The organism is Streptomyces sp. NBC_01283 (assembly GCF_041435335.1).
Lineage (GTDB): Bacteria > Actinomycetota > Actinomycetes > Streptomycetales > Streptomycetaceae > Streptomyces.
In genome coordinates this window covers 8,008,965-8,023,162 of sequence record NZ_CP108430.1, presented here as the reverse complement: position 1 = coordinate 8,023,162, position 14,198 = coordinate 8,008,965, and the positions used below count along the sequence as shown (strand labels likewise).

Annotated in this window: 10 protein-coding genes; 1 reads left to right on the top strand and 9 read right to left on the bottom strand. The window is 68.1% G+C overall.

The features are described 5' to 3' along the window. Positions 1–6: 6 nt before the first annotated feature. The 8 genes from OG302_RS36465 to OG302_RS36430 all read right to left on the bottom strand — a co-directional run bounded on the left by OG302_RS36465 (position 7) and on the right by OG302_RS36430 (position 8,628). Positions 7–897 (bottom strand): aromatic prenyltransferase, encoded by an 891-nt coding sequence (locus tag OG302_RS36465; protein ID WP_371530679.1) that lies wholly within the window; start codon positions 895–897, stop codon positions 7–9. A gap of 64 nt (positions 898–961) precedes the next feature. Further along, complete coding sequence (locus OG302_RS36460; RefSeq protein ID WP_371530678.1) at positions 962–2,146, bottom strand: hydroxymethylglutaryl-CoA synthase; 1,185 nt, start codon at positions 2,144–2,146, stop codon at positions 962–964. Further along, positions 2,146–3,210, bottom strand: coding sequence for a hydroxymethylglutaryl-CoA reductase (locus tag OG302_RS36455; RefSeq protein ID WP_371530677.1), 1,065 nt, complete (start codon positions 3,208–3,210; stop codon positions 2,146–2,148). Before OG302_RS36455 ends, OG302_RS36460 begins: the two co-directional genes overlap by 1 nt. After that, the gene (fni, locus tag OG302_RS36450; RefSeq protein WP_371530676.1) at positions 3,207–4,298 is read right to left on the bottom strand and encodes a type 2 isopentenyl-diphosphate Delta-isomerase; all 1,092 of its coding nucleotides are present in this window, start codon (positions 4,296–4,298) and stop codon (positions 3,207–3,209) included. The genes OG302_RS36455 and fni overlap by 4 nt, the downstream gene beginning before the upstream one ends. After that, on the bottom strand, positions 4,295–5,422 hold the full coding sequence (locus tag OG302_RS36445) for a phosphomevalonate kinase (RefSeq protein WP_371530675.1): 1,128 nt from the start codon (positions 5,420–5,422) through the stop codon (positions 4,295–4,297). Before OG302_RS36445 ends, fni begins: the two co-directional genes overlap by 4 nt. Then, positions 5,419–6,468, bottom strand: a complete 1,050-nt coding sequence (gene mvaD / locus OG302_RS36440; RefSeq protein WP_371530674.1) for a diphosphomevalonate decarboxylase — start codon at positions 6,466–6,468, stop codon at positions 5,419–5,421. The genes OG302_RS36445 and mvaD overlap by 4 nt, the downstream gene beginning before the upstream one ends. Next, entirely contained in the window at positions 6,458–7,540 is a 1,083-nt protein-coding gene (mvk, locus tag OG302_RS36435) for a mevalonate kinase (RefSeq protein WP_371530673.1), read from the bottom strand. The genes mvaD and mvk overlap by 11 nt, the downstream gene beginning before the upstream one ends. After that, complete coding sequence (locus OG302_RS36430) at positions 7,540–8,628, bottom strand: polyprenyl synthetase family protein (RefSeq protein WP_371530672.1); 1,089 nt, start codon at positions 8,626–8,628, stop codon at positions 7,540–7,542. Before OG302_RS36430 ends, mvk begins: the two co-directional genes overlap by 1 nt. Before the next feature lie 383 nt (positions 8,629–9,011). On the opposite strand from OG302_RS36430, the gene OG302_RS36425 reads away from it, so the two are divergent. Then, positions 9,012–11,807, top strand: coding sequence for a BREX system ATP-binding domain-containing protein (locus OG302_RS36425; RefSeq protein WP_371530671.1), 2,796 nt, complete (start codon positions 9,012–9,014; stop codon positions 11,805–11,807). 8 nt (positions 11,808–11,815) lie between these two features. On the opposite strand, the gene OG302_RS36420 is transcribed toward OG302_RS36425, so the two are convergent. Further along, complete coding sequence (locus OG302_RS36420; protein ID WP_371530670.1) at positions 11,816–13,840, bottom strand: LuxR C-terminal-related transcriptional regulator; 2,025 nt, start codon at positions 13,838–13,840, stop codon at positions 11,816–11,818. Positions 13,841–14,198: the final 358 nt, after the last annotated feature.

The window sequence follows — 14,198 nt, the reverse complement described above, 5'->3', positions numbered from 1 at the left end:
GCCGGCTCAGATGAAGTCCATCGCCCCCGGCTGCCACTTGTAGTGGGACTCGATCTTGAAGTACTCCCCTTCGGGGGACGAGGCCACGCCGTAGACGAACTTCCGGTCGGCTCCGCCATAGGGAACGCTGCGCACGAACTGCTCGATCTCCGGCTCTATCCTGACCGGGAGCGTCGCCAGATCCGTGGTGGTCACCGCAAAGCAGATCCGCTCGATCGCCGAGGACTCCCAGTTCAAGGTCACGTAGAGTCCGAAGGCTTCCCGGCCGAGTCCCAGCAACTGCTCGCTGGGGTCCGGCATACCGAGGTCGGCGAGCATCGACGCGATGGTCTTCGGCTCGAAGCATGCGGTCGGTACGTCGTTGAAGTAGATGTTCACCGTGCGGTGCGGGTAGTCGACACCGATCACGCCGACCCGGTCGTCCAGGCCATGGCGGGAGAAGAAGTCGGCGTTCGCGGCCAGGCCGGGCGGCATGGACGGAAGGTCGGCGATCTTTGACAGCTCCTGCAGGTCATCGGGGGTGAAGAACGCGTAGACCTTCTTGAACCCGCCGACCACTCCGAAGTCGATGCCGTAGCTGTCGACGGGGCAGCGTCCCTGGACGTCCGAGAGCACCGCGCCCACCGGATGCTCCGTCGTCGCGGTAAGGCCGTTCGACAGCGCGACGGCATAGGGGTCCTGGTCCTTCGGGTACGTCGTGAAGCGGCAGTCGAGCTCGCCCACGTGGCGCACGGCGGTCGCCACCCTGAAGGCGACCACGGTCGCGTCGTGCGCGAGTGCGTCCCCGTACGCGGTCAGGACGGGCAGGACCGTGTCCCGTGCGCAGGGAACCTCCAGCAGGCGCGCGGATTCCTCGATGGCCGCATAGAGCTCTGCCACCTCAGCGGTTTCGGACATGCATCCTCCAAGTGTGTGTCTCTGTACGGGTTCTGACGATCCGGAGGCCGGAGCGGCAGCGGACTTAGCGGGGCTCGTAGATGCGCTTGTGACCGGAGATTCCGGCCAGCCGGTACGGGCCTGTGGTTTCCCGTGGCAGGGGATGGTCCCCGCCGTCGACCGGAAAGGCCTGCTCGTGGAGCGCGCGGTACTTCGCGTAGTCGATGTCCTCGCGCCGGGCGACCGCCTCGCGATGCATGGCGGAGCGCAGGTGGGAGCGGTATCCCGGCACGACGGTGCCGGCGAAGAATTCCGCGACGCTGCCGGACCCGTAGCTGAGGAAGCCGACAGCCTGATCGGTGAGGTCGTCGGCGTGGTCCAGCAGGGAGGCCAGTGCGAGGTACACCGACGCGGTGTAGCTGTTGCCGACATCCATGTTGTAGGCCGTCGTGGGCCCGACGCAACGGGCGATCTCGGCCTGGTCGGTGTCGTGCCCGCCGTGTTCCAGCAGGTGACGGTGCGCCTTGTACGCCATCTTCGTGAACGGCTGGTGGTAGCAGAAGGCGCTGAACTCCGTGAGCGCACGGCCTCCTTGCTCGGTGTAGTCCTTCCACGTCCCTTCCACCGCCTGGAGGTAGGCGGAGATGGACTCCTGCCCGTCGACCAGGGCAGTGGTGCGGTAGTTCGGCCGCCAGAAGTCCATGATGTCGGCGGTGAAGACGCCCGAGGGGTCCTCGATCCGCACCAGGGCGGGATCAGCGCTGACCAGCATGGCTACCGCGGCGGCTCCCTGGGTCGCTTCACCGGGGTTGCCGAGCTCGTACTTCGAGACGTCGCTGGCGATCACGAGCACCTGCTGGGTGCGGTCGCGGTGGACGAGGCCGATGGCGAACTGCAGGGCTGCCGTGGCGCCGTAGCAGGCCTGCTTGAGCTCGACGACACGGGTGGCCGACGGCAGGCCCAGAAGCGAATGGACGTGTATGCCGGCCGCTTTCGCCTGATCGACGGAGGTCTCCGTCGCGAAGACGACCGTGCGGATCCGTTCGGCGCCGTGCCGGGCGATGACGGGAGCGGCAGCGGCTGCCGCCATGGTCACGATGTCCTCGTCGGCGGCGGGCACGCTCATCGACCGCTGGCCGATACCGGCGTGGTACTTGGCGATGTCGGTGCCGTTCTCGGTGGCCAGCGTCGTGTGCGTCAGGACGTACTGAGTCGTCGCGAACGAAAGGTCGTGGATTCCGATGGTGGGGTCCCCCGACATCACTGACATCACTGACCTCCGACCTTCGTGGTCTCGTTCTTGCGCTCCAAGTGGACGTGGGCCCGCATCAGCTCGCCCGGGTTCGTCTGTGCCGCCAGGAGCGACAGTTCGCCACACAGCACCGTCGCGGCCGCTATGACCGCGAGGCGGCGCGCGTTCTCGCCGGGTTCGCGTGCCGCCCGGCAGCCGAGCCGGGTCAGGTTCTCCTCGACGAACTGGAGGCCCTTGCCGTTTCCGACCGTCCCCATGATCAGGTTGGGCAGGGTGCAGGAGAAGTAGAGGTCGCCGTCGCGGTCCTCGGCCACGGTGAAGCCCTGGGAGCCCTCGACGATGTTGGCCGCGTCCTGGCCCGTGGCCAGATAGAACGCGAGCAGCATGTTCGCGTAGTGCGCGTTGGCCGAGCGGATTCCGCCGGCGAGCGCGGTACCGATCATGTTCTTGTGCACGTTCAGTTCCGCTATCGCGGCCGCCGACGTGTGCAGCACCTCGTGGACGACGGCGCGCGGCACCAGCAGTTCCGTGACCACGTTCTTGCCGCGCCCGAGGATGCCGTTGATCGCGGTGGCCTTCTTGTCGGTGCAGTAGTTGCCCGAGATCGAGCCGTACGTGATGCCCGGAATGGTCTGCAGGATGTGTGTCAGGAGCGCATCGGCGGCCAGCGTCGCCATGTTGTGTCCCGATGCATCACCGGTGGTGAACTCGAACCGGAGGAACAGCAGGTTGGCGGTGATCTCGTGACGGAACCCGATCAGTTCGGTGAATCTGCTGCACTTGCGCACGATCTCGCGGAGTTCGTCGAGACGGGCGTCCACCTCCAGTGCCGCCAGGTATGCGGTCTGCGCGTCGTCCGCCTTGACGTAGACCGAGCGCGTCATGCGGTCGTCGACCAGCGTGGCGACGATGCCGTTCTCGACCAGCATCGACAGCTTGGCGCCCCGTCGGACGGAGGGCCACAGGGGCGACTCGTAGGTCGCGAGCGGCACGTCCGTCTCGGTCGTCGCCGTGTTTCCCGAGATGCGCAGGGGCCCCACCCATCTCATGGGAACGCCGGCGATCGCGTGAGTGTCGTTCATCGGGTGTTTCCAATCGTCTCGTGAGTGGTGCTGTAGGAGCTGGAGCGGGTGGCCAGTCGACGGGTCTCGATGCCCCGGTCGACGCAGAACGTCCGCAGGTCGCCCCGGACGAGCACGTCGCAGCGGGTCAGGTCGGCCGGGGTGTGCGCGCCCAGTACGGTCATCAGGGCTTCCAGTTGATCGAGCCACGCGGAGATCTGCGAGATCAGAGCGGGCACGCCGCCGTCGAGCACCGTCTTCAGGAACTGCCCGGACGCTCCGACGCCCGCGGCGCCGAGGGCCAGTCCGCGCGCCACGTCGAGCGGATTGCGGACACCGCCGGAGGCGAGCACCGGGAGCCCCGCACCGTGGACGTCCAGCAGGCATGCGGGAGCGGACTGTCCCCAGCCGTTGAGGTAGGAGTAGTCGGCACGATCGCGCCGGTCGTTCTCGATGCGCGCGAAGTTGGTGCCGCCGCGGCCCGCGACATCGGCCGCGCGCACGCCCATCTCCTGCAGCATCAGGACGGTCTTGCGGCTCAGTCCGAAGCCGACCTCCTTGACGATCACCGGGACGTCGACGCCGGCCACGATCTCTTCGATCTGCGGGCCCCAGAAGGAGAAGGACCGGTCGCCCTCCGGCATCACCGTCTCCTGGATGGAGTTGAGGTGGATCTGCAGGGCGTCCGCGCGCAGCAGTCCGACGGCCCGTCGTGCCTTCTCGACCGAGGCGTTCGCGTTGATGTTCGCCATGATGAAACCGTCCGGGTTCTCACGGCGCATCACGCTGAAGGTGTCCTCCACCGATTCGTCGGCGAAGTACGCGCTCATGGACCCTGTCGCGATGGCGACGCCGGTCTCGCGGGCGGCGATCGCCAGATCCCGGTTGATGGCGCCCGTCTTGGGGCTGCCGCCGGTCATCGCGTTGATGTACAGCGGCACCTTCCAGTCGATGCCGCCGAACCGCGTGGCCAGCGAGACATCGGGCCGGTCGATGCCGGCGAGGGCGTGATGGACGAAGGACACGTCGTCGAACTGATTGTGTCCCCCGAGGTGGCGTTGCTGCTCCGCAGCGAATCGGACATGGTCGTCCTTGCGATCCGCGATCATGATGCGCTCCCTTGTGTCGGCTTCGCCGGCTGGACATGAACCGGCAGGGGAAGCACCCCTGCGGCGCCCCACCCCTCCCGCAGTTGCGCGATCTCCTTCTCCGCCCCGGCATCCAGCAGCGCGATGCCGCAGTCGCCGCCCCCCGCCCCCGACGGTTTGGCCGCACCGCCGAAGGACTCGGCGGTGTCGCACAGGGCCGTCAGCTCGGGGGTGAAGATGCCCAGATGGGCTTCGCCGTCCAGATCGGCGAGCATCCGGCGCGCGTCCCGGATCCGTCGCAGCAGCTCGTCGTCGTCTCCCTGCCCGAGCGCGCGGATCGAGGCGCCCACACACTCATCGCTGCGGGCCAGGAAGTTCCGTTGCGACGGACTGCCCCGCCAGTCGCCCGCTCCCAGGCGACCGGCCAACGAAGTGCTGCTGGCCGGTCGTCCGGTCCAGCCCACCTCCAGGACGAGCCGGCGGGGCGGCGGCAACCGCCGCAGCCCGAAGCCCGGCCACGGCGCGCGGAGCGTCTCCGCGATGCCGCTGCGCCGCGCCATGTCGAGCACGGCAGTGCGATCGGGCGCCTGGTACGCGATCCAGCCGCCCCAGACGCTCGCGGCGAGGTCGCCGCCCGAGGACTGGGGGGCGAGGCGCGCCGTCGCCAGCATCGCGAGCCGAAAGCGCGCGTCGGGCGAGAGATCGATGCCGCAGTACGCGGCCACGGCGTCCACCACGGCGACCGTCACCGCGCCGCTCGACCCCAGGCCGATCTTGGTTCCGTCGTGGTGCAGACCGCTCCTGATCGAGAGGTGCAGCGGGGGTACGGTCAGCTCCCGCTCGGCCAGCAGCGCTTCGATGACGTCGATCGCCGACACGACATGGGTGAGCCCGGCCCGTGCCTGTCGTTCGTCGTCCGCGCCAAGGCCGGTGAGCCCGCCGTCCCCTCGCCCCAGGTGTGTCTCTCCGGGGCAGAGATCGGAATCGATCACGGCATCGGCGCCTTCGGCTGCCGACACGGTCACGCTGATCTGCCGGTCGACCGCGACCAGGATCGCCGGGTGGCCCGGCTCCAGCACCGCGTACTCTCCGGCGATGAACAGCTTGCCGGGCGCATGCCGGACGACCGTTCTGCGGCCGGTCACCGCTCCGCCCCGGTGACGAGACGAGCGCCCGGGCCGCGCCGGGCAGTGATCGCGGAACATGCGGGCACGGCGTCGCGCACCGTGTCCGCCACCCGGGCGGCGTCCGCGTGGTGGCAGAGCACCTTGACGTTCGGTCCGGCGTCCATGGTCGCGTAGGCCGGTACGCCGTCCGCCCTGAGCTGCAGAACGCTGTCGAGCACGGCCAGGGTCGCGGGCGAGAGGTAGCGCACAGCCGGTCGCGCGGCCAGCATCGTCGCGTGCATCCCGAGGGCGTTCCGCTCGGCGATCTCTCCGACTCCTTCGAGATCGCCGCGGCTCAACGCCGCCCGCATGTCGGTCAGATCGGCCTTGCCCGAGATCGCCCACGCCTTGTAGAGCGGCGAGGTCTCCACCGTGCGACGCATGGCCGCACGGCTGGACACGGTCTTGGGGCCGGCGTTGACCAGCGCGATCACCAGGGCCGGGTCGAAGTCCGGCACGGACACCGGCTCCGCGTAGGAGCTGAGGTCCGCGGTCGCGCCGATACCCCGGCCCGCGTGGCAGACCGCGAAGCCGCCGAACACCGACCGGGATGCCGACGCGGATCCGCGCCGTGCCAGCCGCGACAACGCGGTGGGATCGAGTCCGACCCCGTATGCGGCGGCGCCTGCGAGGGCCAGGGCCGCGAAGCCGCTTGCCGAGGAGGCGAGGCCCGCCCCGGTGGGGACCGTGTTGCGGGTGTCGACGGCTGCTCGTTCGCTTCGGCCTGCCATCTCCCGGATCAGCTCGAGGAAGGCGGTGATGCGCTGCCTCTGTTCGCCCGTCGCGGGCTTGCCGTCGAGGGTTACCGTGTCATCCCTGACCGCCGGGGTGAGCCGAACGGTGGTCGTCGTCGGGAGAATGTCCAGGGTCATCGACAGGCTGTCGACGCACGGGATGACGAGTCGCTCGTCGAGCTTGCCCCAGTACTTGATCAGCGCGATGTTCGGATGGGCGACGGCAGTCGCGCCGCCGTCGAGAACACTCTCGGGCAGAGCGGCCGGCTCCGTCTCGCGATCAATCGGCATGACTCACAAACCTCCCCGTGGGCACGACCCAGGTCCGTATGGCGCCGGTCTCGCGCAGGCTTCGAACGACCGCCCGGGCCCGGCGTGGCTCTCCGGCCAGGGCGATCATGCAACCGCCGAGCCCACCGCCGCTGATCTTGGCGCCCAGACCGCCCGCCGCGACGGCGGCATCGACCAGCGCATCGATCACGTCCGTGCTGAGCCCGATGTCACGGAGCAACCTGTGGTTCTCGGTCATCCGCGCCCCGAAGTCGCCGCATCGGCCGTGGGCGAGGTCCTCCGCGGCACCGTCGGTCAGGCTCGACACCCGGCATACGAAGTCCGTCTGAGCTGCCGGGTCGCGCTCGAACTTGCGCCTGAGCATCCTCACCGCGTCCTTGGTGCTGCCGCCGACACCGCTGTCCCCGATGACGAACACCCCGTCGAAGCCGCGGTGTCCGCTCCGTTCCGGTGGGTGTGGTGGGCCGGAACCAGGCACCGGAACGGGCAACTCCCGTGCGCTCCCCGAACGGAAGAGGAGGGGAGACGTCGAACCCGTGGCGAGGGCGTCTATGCCGCTGGCCCTGCCGTGCGCCACCTTCTCCGACGTCTGCACGAGATCGAACACCTCCTGGGCGTCGAGCCGGTGGCCGAAGAGATCCGCGAAGGCCAGTACGGCCGCCCGGGCGCACGCGGCACTGGAGCCGAGCCCACGGCCCTGCGGGATCGAGCAGTCGATGAGTACGTCGACGCACATGCGGCCGGTGACGCCGGTCATCTCCTTGAACTCCGCCACCAGGCGCCGCAGGCCGTCCGTGGCCAGCGGCGTCGCCGCCGCGGACCCTGATCCCGTCAGCGAGAAGGAGACTCTGTCCGCCCCGTTGCCCGGGCACGGAAAGCGGGTGGCCTTCGCCGTGGCCGTCAGCTGCGGAACCGGAATGGCCAGTGCCGGAGCGCCGTACACGACGGCATGCTCCCCCAGCAGGATGGCCTTGCCGTGGGCGTTTCCGACACCCGGCCTGCCGCTTCCGCCAGCCGGGCCCCCCGCGGGGTATTCGTGGCCGGCGCGAGTGCGCGCGTTCGTCGATGCCATCAGCTGGCCCGCTGCGTCGCCTTGACCGCCATCGCGGCGAGCTCATTCCTGGCGGGGGCCGTGGCGTCACTCGAGTCCAGCACGGCCATGGCCCTGTCGGTGCGGAGGGAGATGAGACGCTCCACGTGGTCCACGGCACCGCAGTCGACGAACACGGCGCGTACGGAGGCGACTTCCTCGTCGGAGAGGTCGGTGCCGATCACCTTGCGGAGAAACCTCGCCGCTGCCGGGTCGCGTTCGTCCGCGCGCTCCAGTGCCGACGCGAGCAGCACCGTCCGCTTGCCCTCGCGAAGGTCGTCGCCCGATGGTTTGCCCGTCACCGCCGGGTCGCCGAAGACGCCCAGCAGGTCATCTCGGAGCTGGAACGCGATGCCGATGTCGGCACCGAACGCCCGGTATGCCGCGACCAGTTCGGTCCCGGCGCCCGCGATCGCGGCACCGAACTCCAGGGGGCGTTCCACCGTGTACGAGGCCGTCTTGTACTGATTGACGCGCAGTGCCGCTTCGATGCCTTCGTCGCCGCCCGCCTGATTGGTCAGGTCGAGCAGCTGCCCGTACAGGACCTCCGAACGCACCGCGGACCACACCGGCCCGAGCCGGGCCTGCGCGTCCGTCGGCAACCCGGACGCGCGGACCATGCTGTCGGCCCACACATGTGCCAGATCCCCGACCAGGATGGCGGTGTTCACGCCGAAGGCGTCGGGATCGCCGGAGAAGCGCTCCGCCCGGTGCCGGTCGGCGAACGTCACGTGCGCGGCGGGATGGCCGCGGCGCGTCCGTGACGCGTCGATGATGTCGTCGTGGATCAGGGCCGACGCGTGCAGCAGTTCGAGCCCCGCGCAGGCGCTCAACACCGATGTGGCGATCGGGTCGTACTGGTCACCGCCCGCACCGATCCAGCCGAGCCAGGCGAAGACGGGCCGGACGCGCTTGCCGCCGCGCAGAACGTAGCTCTCCAGCTCGGCGATCGTGTCCGCGAAGCCCGCGCCGAGCACTTCGACTTCAGCTCTGCGCTCGGCAAAGAAGTTTCCGATCGCGGCATCGAAGGCAGCCGGGGCTGCTGCTGCCGCAAGGTAACTGACGGTCATGCTTGCCTCTCCCGATCAAGGCGAAGGCCACTCGCATTCCCCTGCATCTCGGACTCCCATGAATTCGCTGAGGACACGTCACTTCGGGCGTTGGGCTTTCCGGCCCGAGATGAATGCATCAGAGCATTCTCAAGTGGGTAATGCCGATCCCGAAAGCAGTGCATGCACGTTCTCCGCACTTCTCAACATCGAACCGGCATGGCACGACAGTATTCACAACGCGCCGTCCTGCCCACTACTCGCGCGAGTAGTGCCGCCTCATCCACGCATTCACGCCAGTGTCCAACTGCCCAGTCCGGACAGTCGAACGCTCGTTGAACATTCATTGCCATGCCCACGGCATGCGTTGAATAATTCCGCGGAGGCATACACGGGGGGTAAATATGAATGCACTGGTAGGGCGAGAACACGCACTGTCCACTCTGGGCAGCCATTTGGATGCGGCCGCGCGTGGTTCCGGCAGTTGCGTGATCGTCGAGGGTCAGTTCGGCACGGGAAAGACGCGGCTGTTGAAGGCCACGGCCCTGGAAGGGGCCGACCGGGGCCTCACCGTGATCGCCGGGCAGGCCAGGGGGACCGATCAACCGCTCCCTCTGCAGTGGCTGATCAACCTCGTTCGGCATGTGACGCCCGGTGCGGCCGGCTTGGGTGATCTGGCCCGCCCGGACAGGAACCCCTTCTGGCTCATGGATCGCCTGGGCGAACTGCTCGAGAGCGCGGCGCGCAGGCACCCCCTCATGATCGTCCTGGACGACACCCAGCGGATCGACGACGTCAGCGGCCTCGCGCTCCGGGGACTCGTGCAGTCCCTCGCCCCCTCGCCCGTGCTGTGGCTGCTCGCCCGCAGACCGGTTTCCACCCGGTCCCTCGCCCAGCACGCCATCGGCTGGCTCGCCGATCACTCCGCCGTGCGGCTGCACCTGGGGACGCTGGACGACGAGGCCGTGGCCGAGATGTGCACGAGGACCCTCGGAGCCAAACCCGATGCGTCCGTGCTCAGTTGGGCCGCTCGCTGCGGAGGCAATCCCTGGCTGGTGGAAAACCTGTTCAACGCGTTCATCGACGCGGGGCAGGTGGTCATCATGGACGGCACCGCGTCGGTGCTGGCCGAGCGCCTGCCCGCGGACGTCCATGCCGCTGTCGGACGTCTGCTGGGTCAGATGCCGGCCGCGACGCGGCGTCTGCTCGTGTGCGGCAGGAAGATCGGTCAGGCCTTCACCGCCGAAGAGGCGTCGGTCCTGCTCGAGTTCCCGGCCGCCGAATTGTCCGCGAGCGTCGACGATGCGGTGCAGGCGGGCCTGCTGCACAAGGACGGCGGGAAGCTGACGTTCGCCCATGAGGTGATCGGAGAAGCACTGCGGCAGGCCGCGTTCCAGGAGGAACCCGCCGGGGCCGTGGTGGCCACCGCGACCTCGGCCACGCCGGTTCCCGCGCCCGTCGACGACACTGTGGCGCCCGCCAGTGATCCTCGGGTACAGCCCGTCGGCCGCATCACCGCTGCCGCGGCGATGCACCGGTCCCCGGACGGCGCGACGGGCGGATGCGGCTGCGACGAGCTGACGGCTCGCGCCATGTCGACGCTGGGAGAGCCGTTCGACGAGCTGCCTCGAACGCTGGCACCTGCTGTACGTCTCCTTGCCGCAGCGGGACGGAGCGCCGAAGCAGGACGCCTCGCGGCCATCGCCGTACGCCCCGGCATCAAGGCGGCGGCCGAAACCCACCTGTCGCTCGAACTGGGGCAAGGGCTGCGGGACGCGGGACGCCACGACATGTCGGCCGAGTTGCTGCAGCGCACGCTCGCGCGTCACGACATCTGTGAGCTGGACCGCGCCAAGTTGAAGGGCGCCATCACGGGCACCACGAAGCGCGTGAGCGGTCTCCCCGGCTCGGTCCCGGCGCCGTGGCGCGGGCAGCCGGTGAGCCTCGCACCGCCGCTCACCTCCGGCCGGGACGCGGTGTCGCACAGCGCCACTGCCCCGACCGCCGAGTCCTTCCCGGCTACGGAGCCGGGCAAGGCGGCCCAGCACGGCTGCGGCGGATGCGGACGCCCGCTGTGGGCGTGGCTGCTCAGGGCCCTCATCGCCGCCGACCGGTGGGAGGAGGCGACAGCCGTCTGCACCGCCGTCAGGCAGGAGGCGGAGAAGCTCGGTACGTCATGGCCGCGGTCGCTGTGGCACGGCCACCACGCCCAGCTCCTCGCGGCGACGGGACGGCTGGAGGAAGCGCGGGCCGAGGCCGAGGCCGCGCTTCGCCCGACGGACCGGACGGCACCGGAAGAGTCCGTACCGGCACGCATCGTGCTGGCGCGCATCAGCATGCTTCGTGGCGATCTCGCCACTGCCAGCGAGCAGTTGAGGACGGCCGAACGGCTGGTGACCGAGGAGTCGGCACCCGACAAGGTCGCCCTGGACTGGGTACTCGCGCAGTTCCATGCGGCCAGCGGGCGGCCGGAGATGACGGTCCAGACGCTGATCAACGTCGAGGGGCAGGTCACGCCGGGCCCGCTGCTCTTCGCCGAGGCTCCGACGGCCGCGGCGACGCTCGTACGCCTGGCCAAGCAGGTGGGGCTCGCTGCGGAGGCCGAGCAGACGGCTGACTTCGCCCGGCGTATCGCCGAGCGCAACCCGACCGTGCAGTCGCTGGCGGGAGGCGCCGAACACGCGGAGGGAACACTGCGCGGCGACCCAGCCGCTCTGCACCGGGCGGTGGAGCTCTACCGGCTCGCCGGACGCCCTCTCGCGGCGGCCGGCGCATTCGAGGACATGGCACAGGTGGAGCAGAGCCTGCGGGACCGGCCACGGGCGGTTCGGCTCCTGGAGTCCGCCAAGGAGCTCTATCTGGACTGCGGTGCGCAGCGGGACGTGGCCCGGGTGCAGAAGAAGCTGCGTCATCTCGGCGTGCTCAACGTGCGCGGCCTGGGCGCCGACCTGCCCAAGTCCGGCTGGGCGAGCCTTACGAGCGCGGAGCTCCGCGTCGTACGGGCGATCGTCGACGGCAGGACCAACAGGGAGGCGGCGACCGCCCTCTTCCTGTCACCCCACACCGTCGACAGCCACCTGCGGCGCGTGTTCTCGAAGCTCGACATCAAGAGCCGCGTCGAACTGACCAAGCACTTCATCGCGAACGAGTCCCACTCACCCGTGCTGTCCGCTTCGCAGCAGCACGGCTCGGCGGGCTGAAGTGGGGGTCAGAAGGCTTCCCCTCCGGGCCTGCCGGATCCCCCGTGCCCCTCGTCCTCCATCGAATAAATGGCTGCCCGACTCGAATAGAGTGCGGCTCCGCGCGCCAGTTCGACACGGGTATTGATACCCAGCTTCTTGTAGACCTTCCTGAGGTGGTAGTTCACCGTATGCGCCGACAGGTGAACCCGACCGGCAATCTGACGGTTGGTCATTCCCACACTCACCAAATACGCGATGCGCCGTTCCATGTCGGAGAGGCTGGCCCAGCACATGGCCTTCTGCTGCGCGCCCGCCTCGTCGGAACCCGCGGGCTGCGAGGCCCGGTAGATCGAAGGCGCCTGCCCTCTCCTGAGCGGAGTCTTCGCGGCATAAAGCTTGGCGAGCTCCTCCGTCGCCAGAGCGACCGAGATGGGATCGGGTGACTGCGCGACAATGCGTGCCAGCGCGGTCGGATCACTGTTCGCCAGGGCGTACGCGTGCATGGCACCGAGGCTGATGACGGAGATGCCCGGGTTATCACCCGCGAGGCCGTCCACCGTCTCCAGCACGCGGTGCAGAAGGTTGGTGTCGCCCACGTCGAGCGCGAGCCGGACCAGGAATGCGGCGGCGCCCGGATCCTCGATGTACAGACTCCGCTGCGTCGGAAGGTGGCTGTATTTGTCCGACAGCAGATCAATGGCCGCCTGGGGCCCTTCGGTCTTGACTGCGATCCGCAACTCCGTCCACGCGTACTGCGCGGAGTGGAACACCACCTCGTCGCCGGCCAACTCATCCTGCACCCGCTTGAGATACTCGGCAGCCGTGGCCAAATCCCCCACATACAGGCAAACGGCGCTGAGCACGGAGTGCGCGAGGGGCCTGAGTACGGGGAAGGCCTCCCCCTCGACTGCGGCAGTCGCCAGTTCCGCCTGACGGCGGGCGTCTCCGAACCGTCCGGCCTGCAGGAACATCCGGGATCGCATGGCCGCGGGCGCGGCCGTCCAGACCTGCGTGGGCAGACTGCGCAGGCCGGTTTCAGCCTCGTTGATCAGCGGCTCCGCCTTGTCGAACTCCCGGAGATTCGCGTGCTTTCCGGCCAGCGCGAGCCGGAAGTGAAGTCGCCAGACCGGATCGACGTCTTCGCTGTACCGCACCGCGGTACGACCGAGGCTCAACCCCTCGGCTAATTCCCCGGATCTCCAGCGAGCGTTGGAGAGGGTCGTCAATGCCATCAACGCGGCGATATCGCCTTGCCGCGTCCCTCGCTCCCGCAGGATCCGTACGGAATGCTCATCGGCCTCTTGCTTGCCGAGCAGAGAGTAACCCAGAATGACGGACGCTTCCGCGTCGAGTCGGTCCGCCGCCGAAGCAGTCGGACCGGAGAGTATTCGCTCCGCGACACGTATGCCTTCTGCCGCATTCCCGTTCACGATGAGACTGTGCGCCCTTGAGCACGTGCCATCGACTTCCTCTTTGAAACGTACGGACGGTTCGGGCTTGCGCTCGGTGACCCAGAATTGCTGATCATGGGCCTGCACCCGCTTCCCGGAATGCCCGAGCGCCTCGCGTTGCAATGCGCCACGGGCCGGAACCGGGATTGACTCGATGACCCCCTGGAAGAGAAAATCACTGTGGAACGCAAATTGATGTTCGGCGGCAATGATGAAACCTGAGGACATTGCCTCTTCCAGGGGTGGGAGCAAGGTGGCAGAAGACTGATCCAGCATTCTGGAGACATCCTCCAGCATGAAGGATTTTCCCAACATCGCCGCGACCTTCAGAAACTGCTGACAGTTCGGACTCAAATCGGTCAGCCGATTCTTCACGAACGTCAGCACGCGAAGCGGAACCTGCGGTCCGGTCAACCTGACCGTGCCGTTTTGTTCCTTTATGAGCCCTTCTTCCACGAGTCCGAGTACGAGTTCGGCGAGGAGTCGAGGGTTACCGCTGGCGCCGGCGGCGAAGTCGAGCAGCCCGTCGTCCGCATCGGCCGCGAGGAGGCCCCGCAAGGGCGCAGCTACTGAATCTTGCTTCTCTATCGTCGGTCTCATTGCCATAACCCCACTCAGATTATGCTCGTGCGACTGGATAGAACGCTCGAAACTTGATCGACTACAGACCGTCTAACGCATGGAAACCCGATCGCCTGTCGCAATTGTCAACACGGCCGGCCCTGCGATAATCCCACCGGAGCTTTCCAGTCAGCATAGCGAAATCATGGCCTGAATTTTCGGGCGTTTCCATAGAATTTTTGTCATGGCATGGGGGTGTGGTTCTCATGGTTTCCAGTATTACTTTCTACTGGTGCGGACCATGACATACGTAATGGGTGGCCGACGGAACTGCTGTCCAGGTACGGTGTGGCCAACGGCGCACTATGCGGCAGGGCATAGCGGACAAATGGCCGCC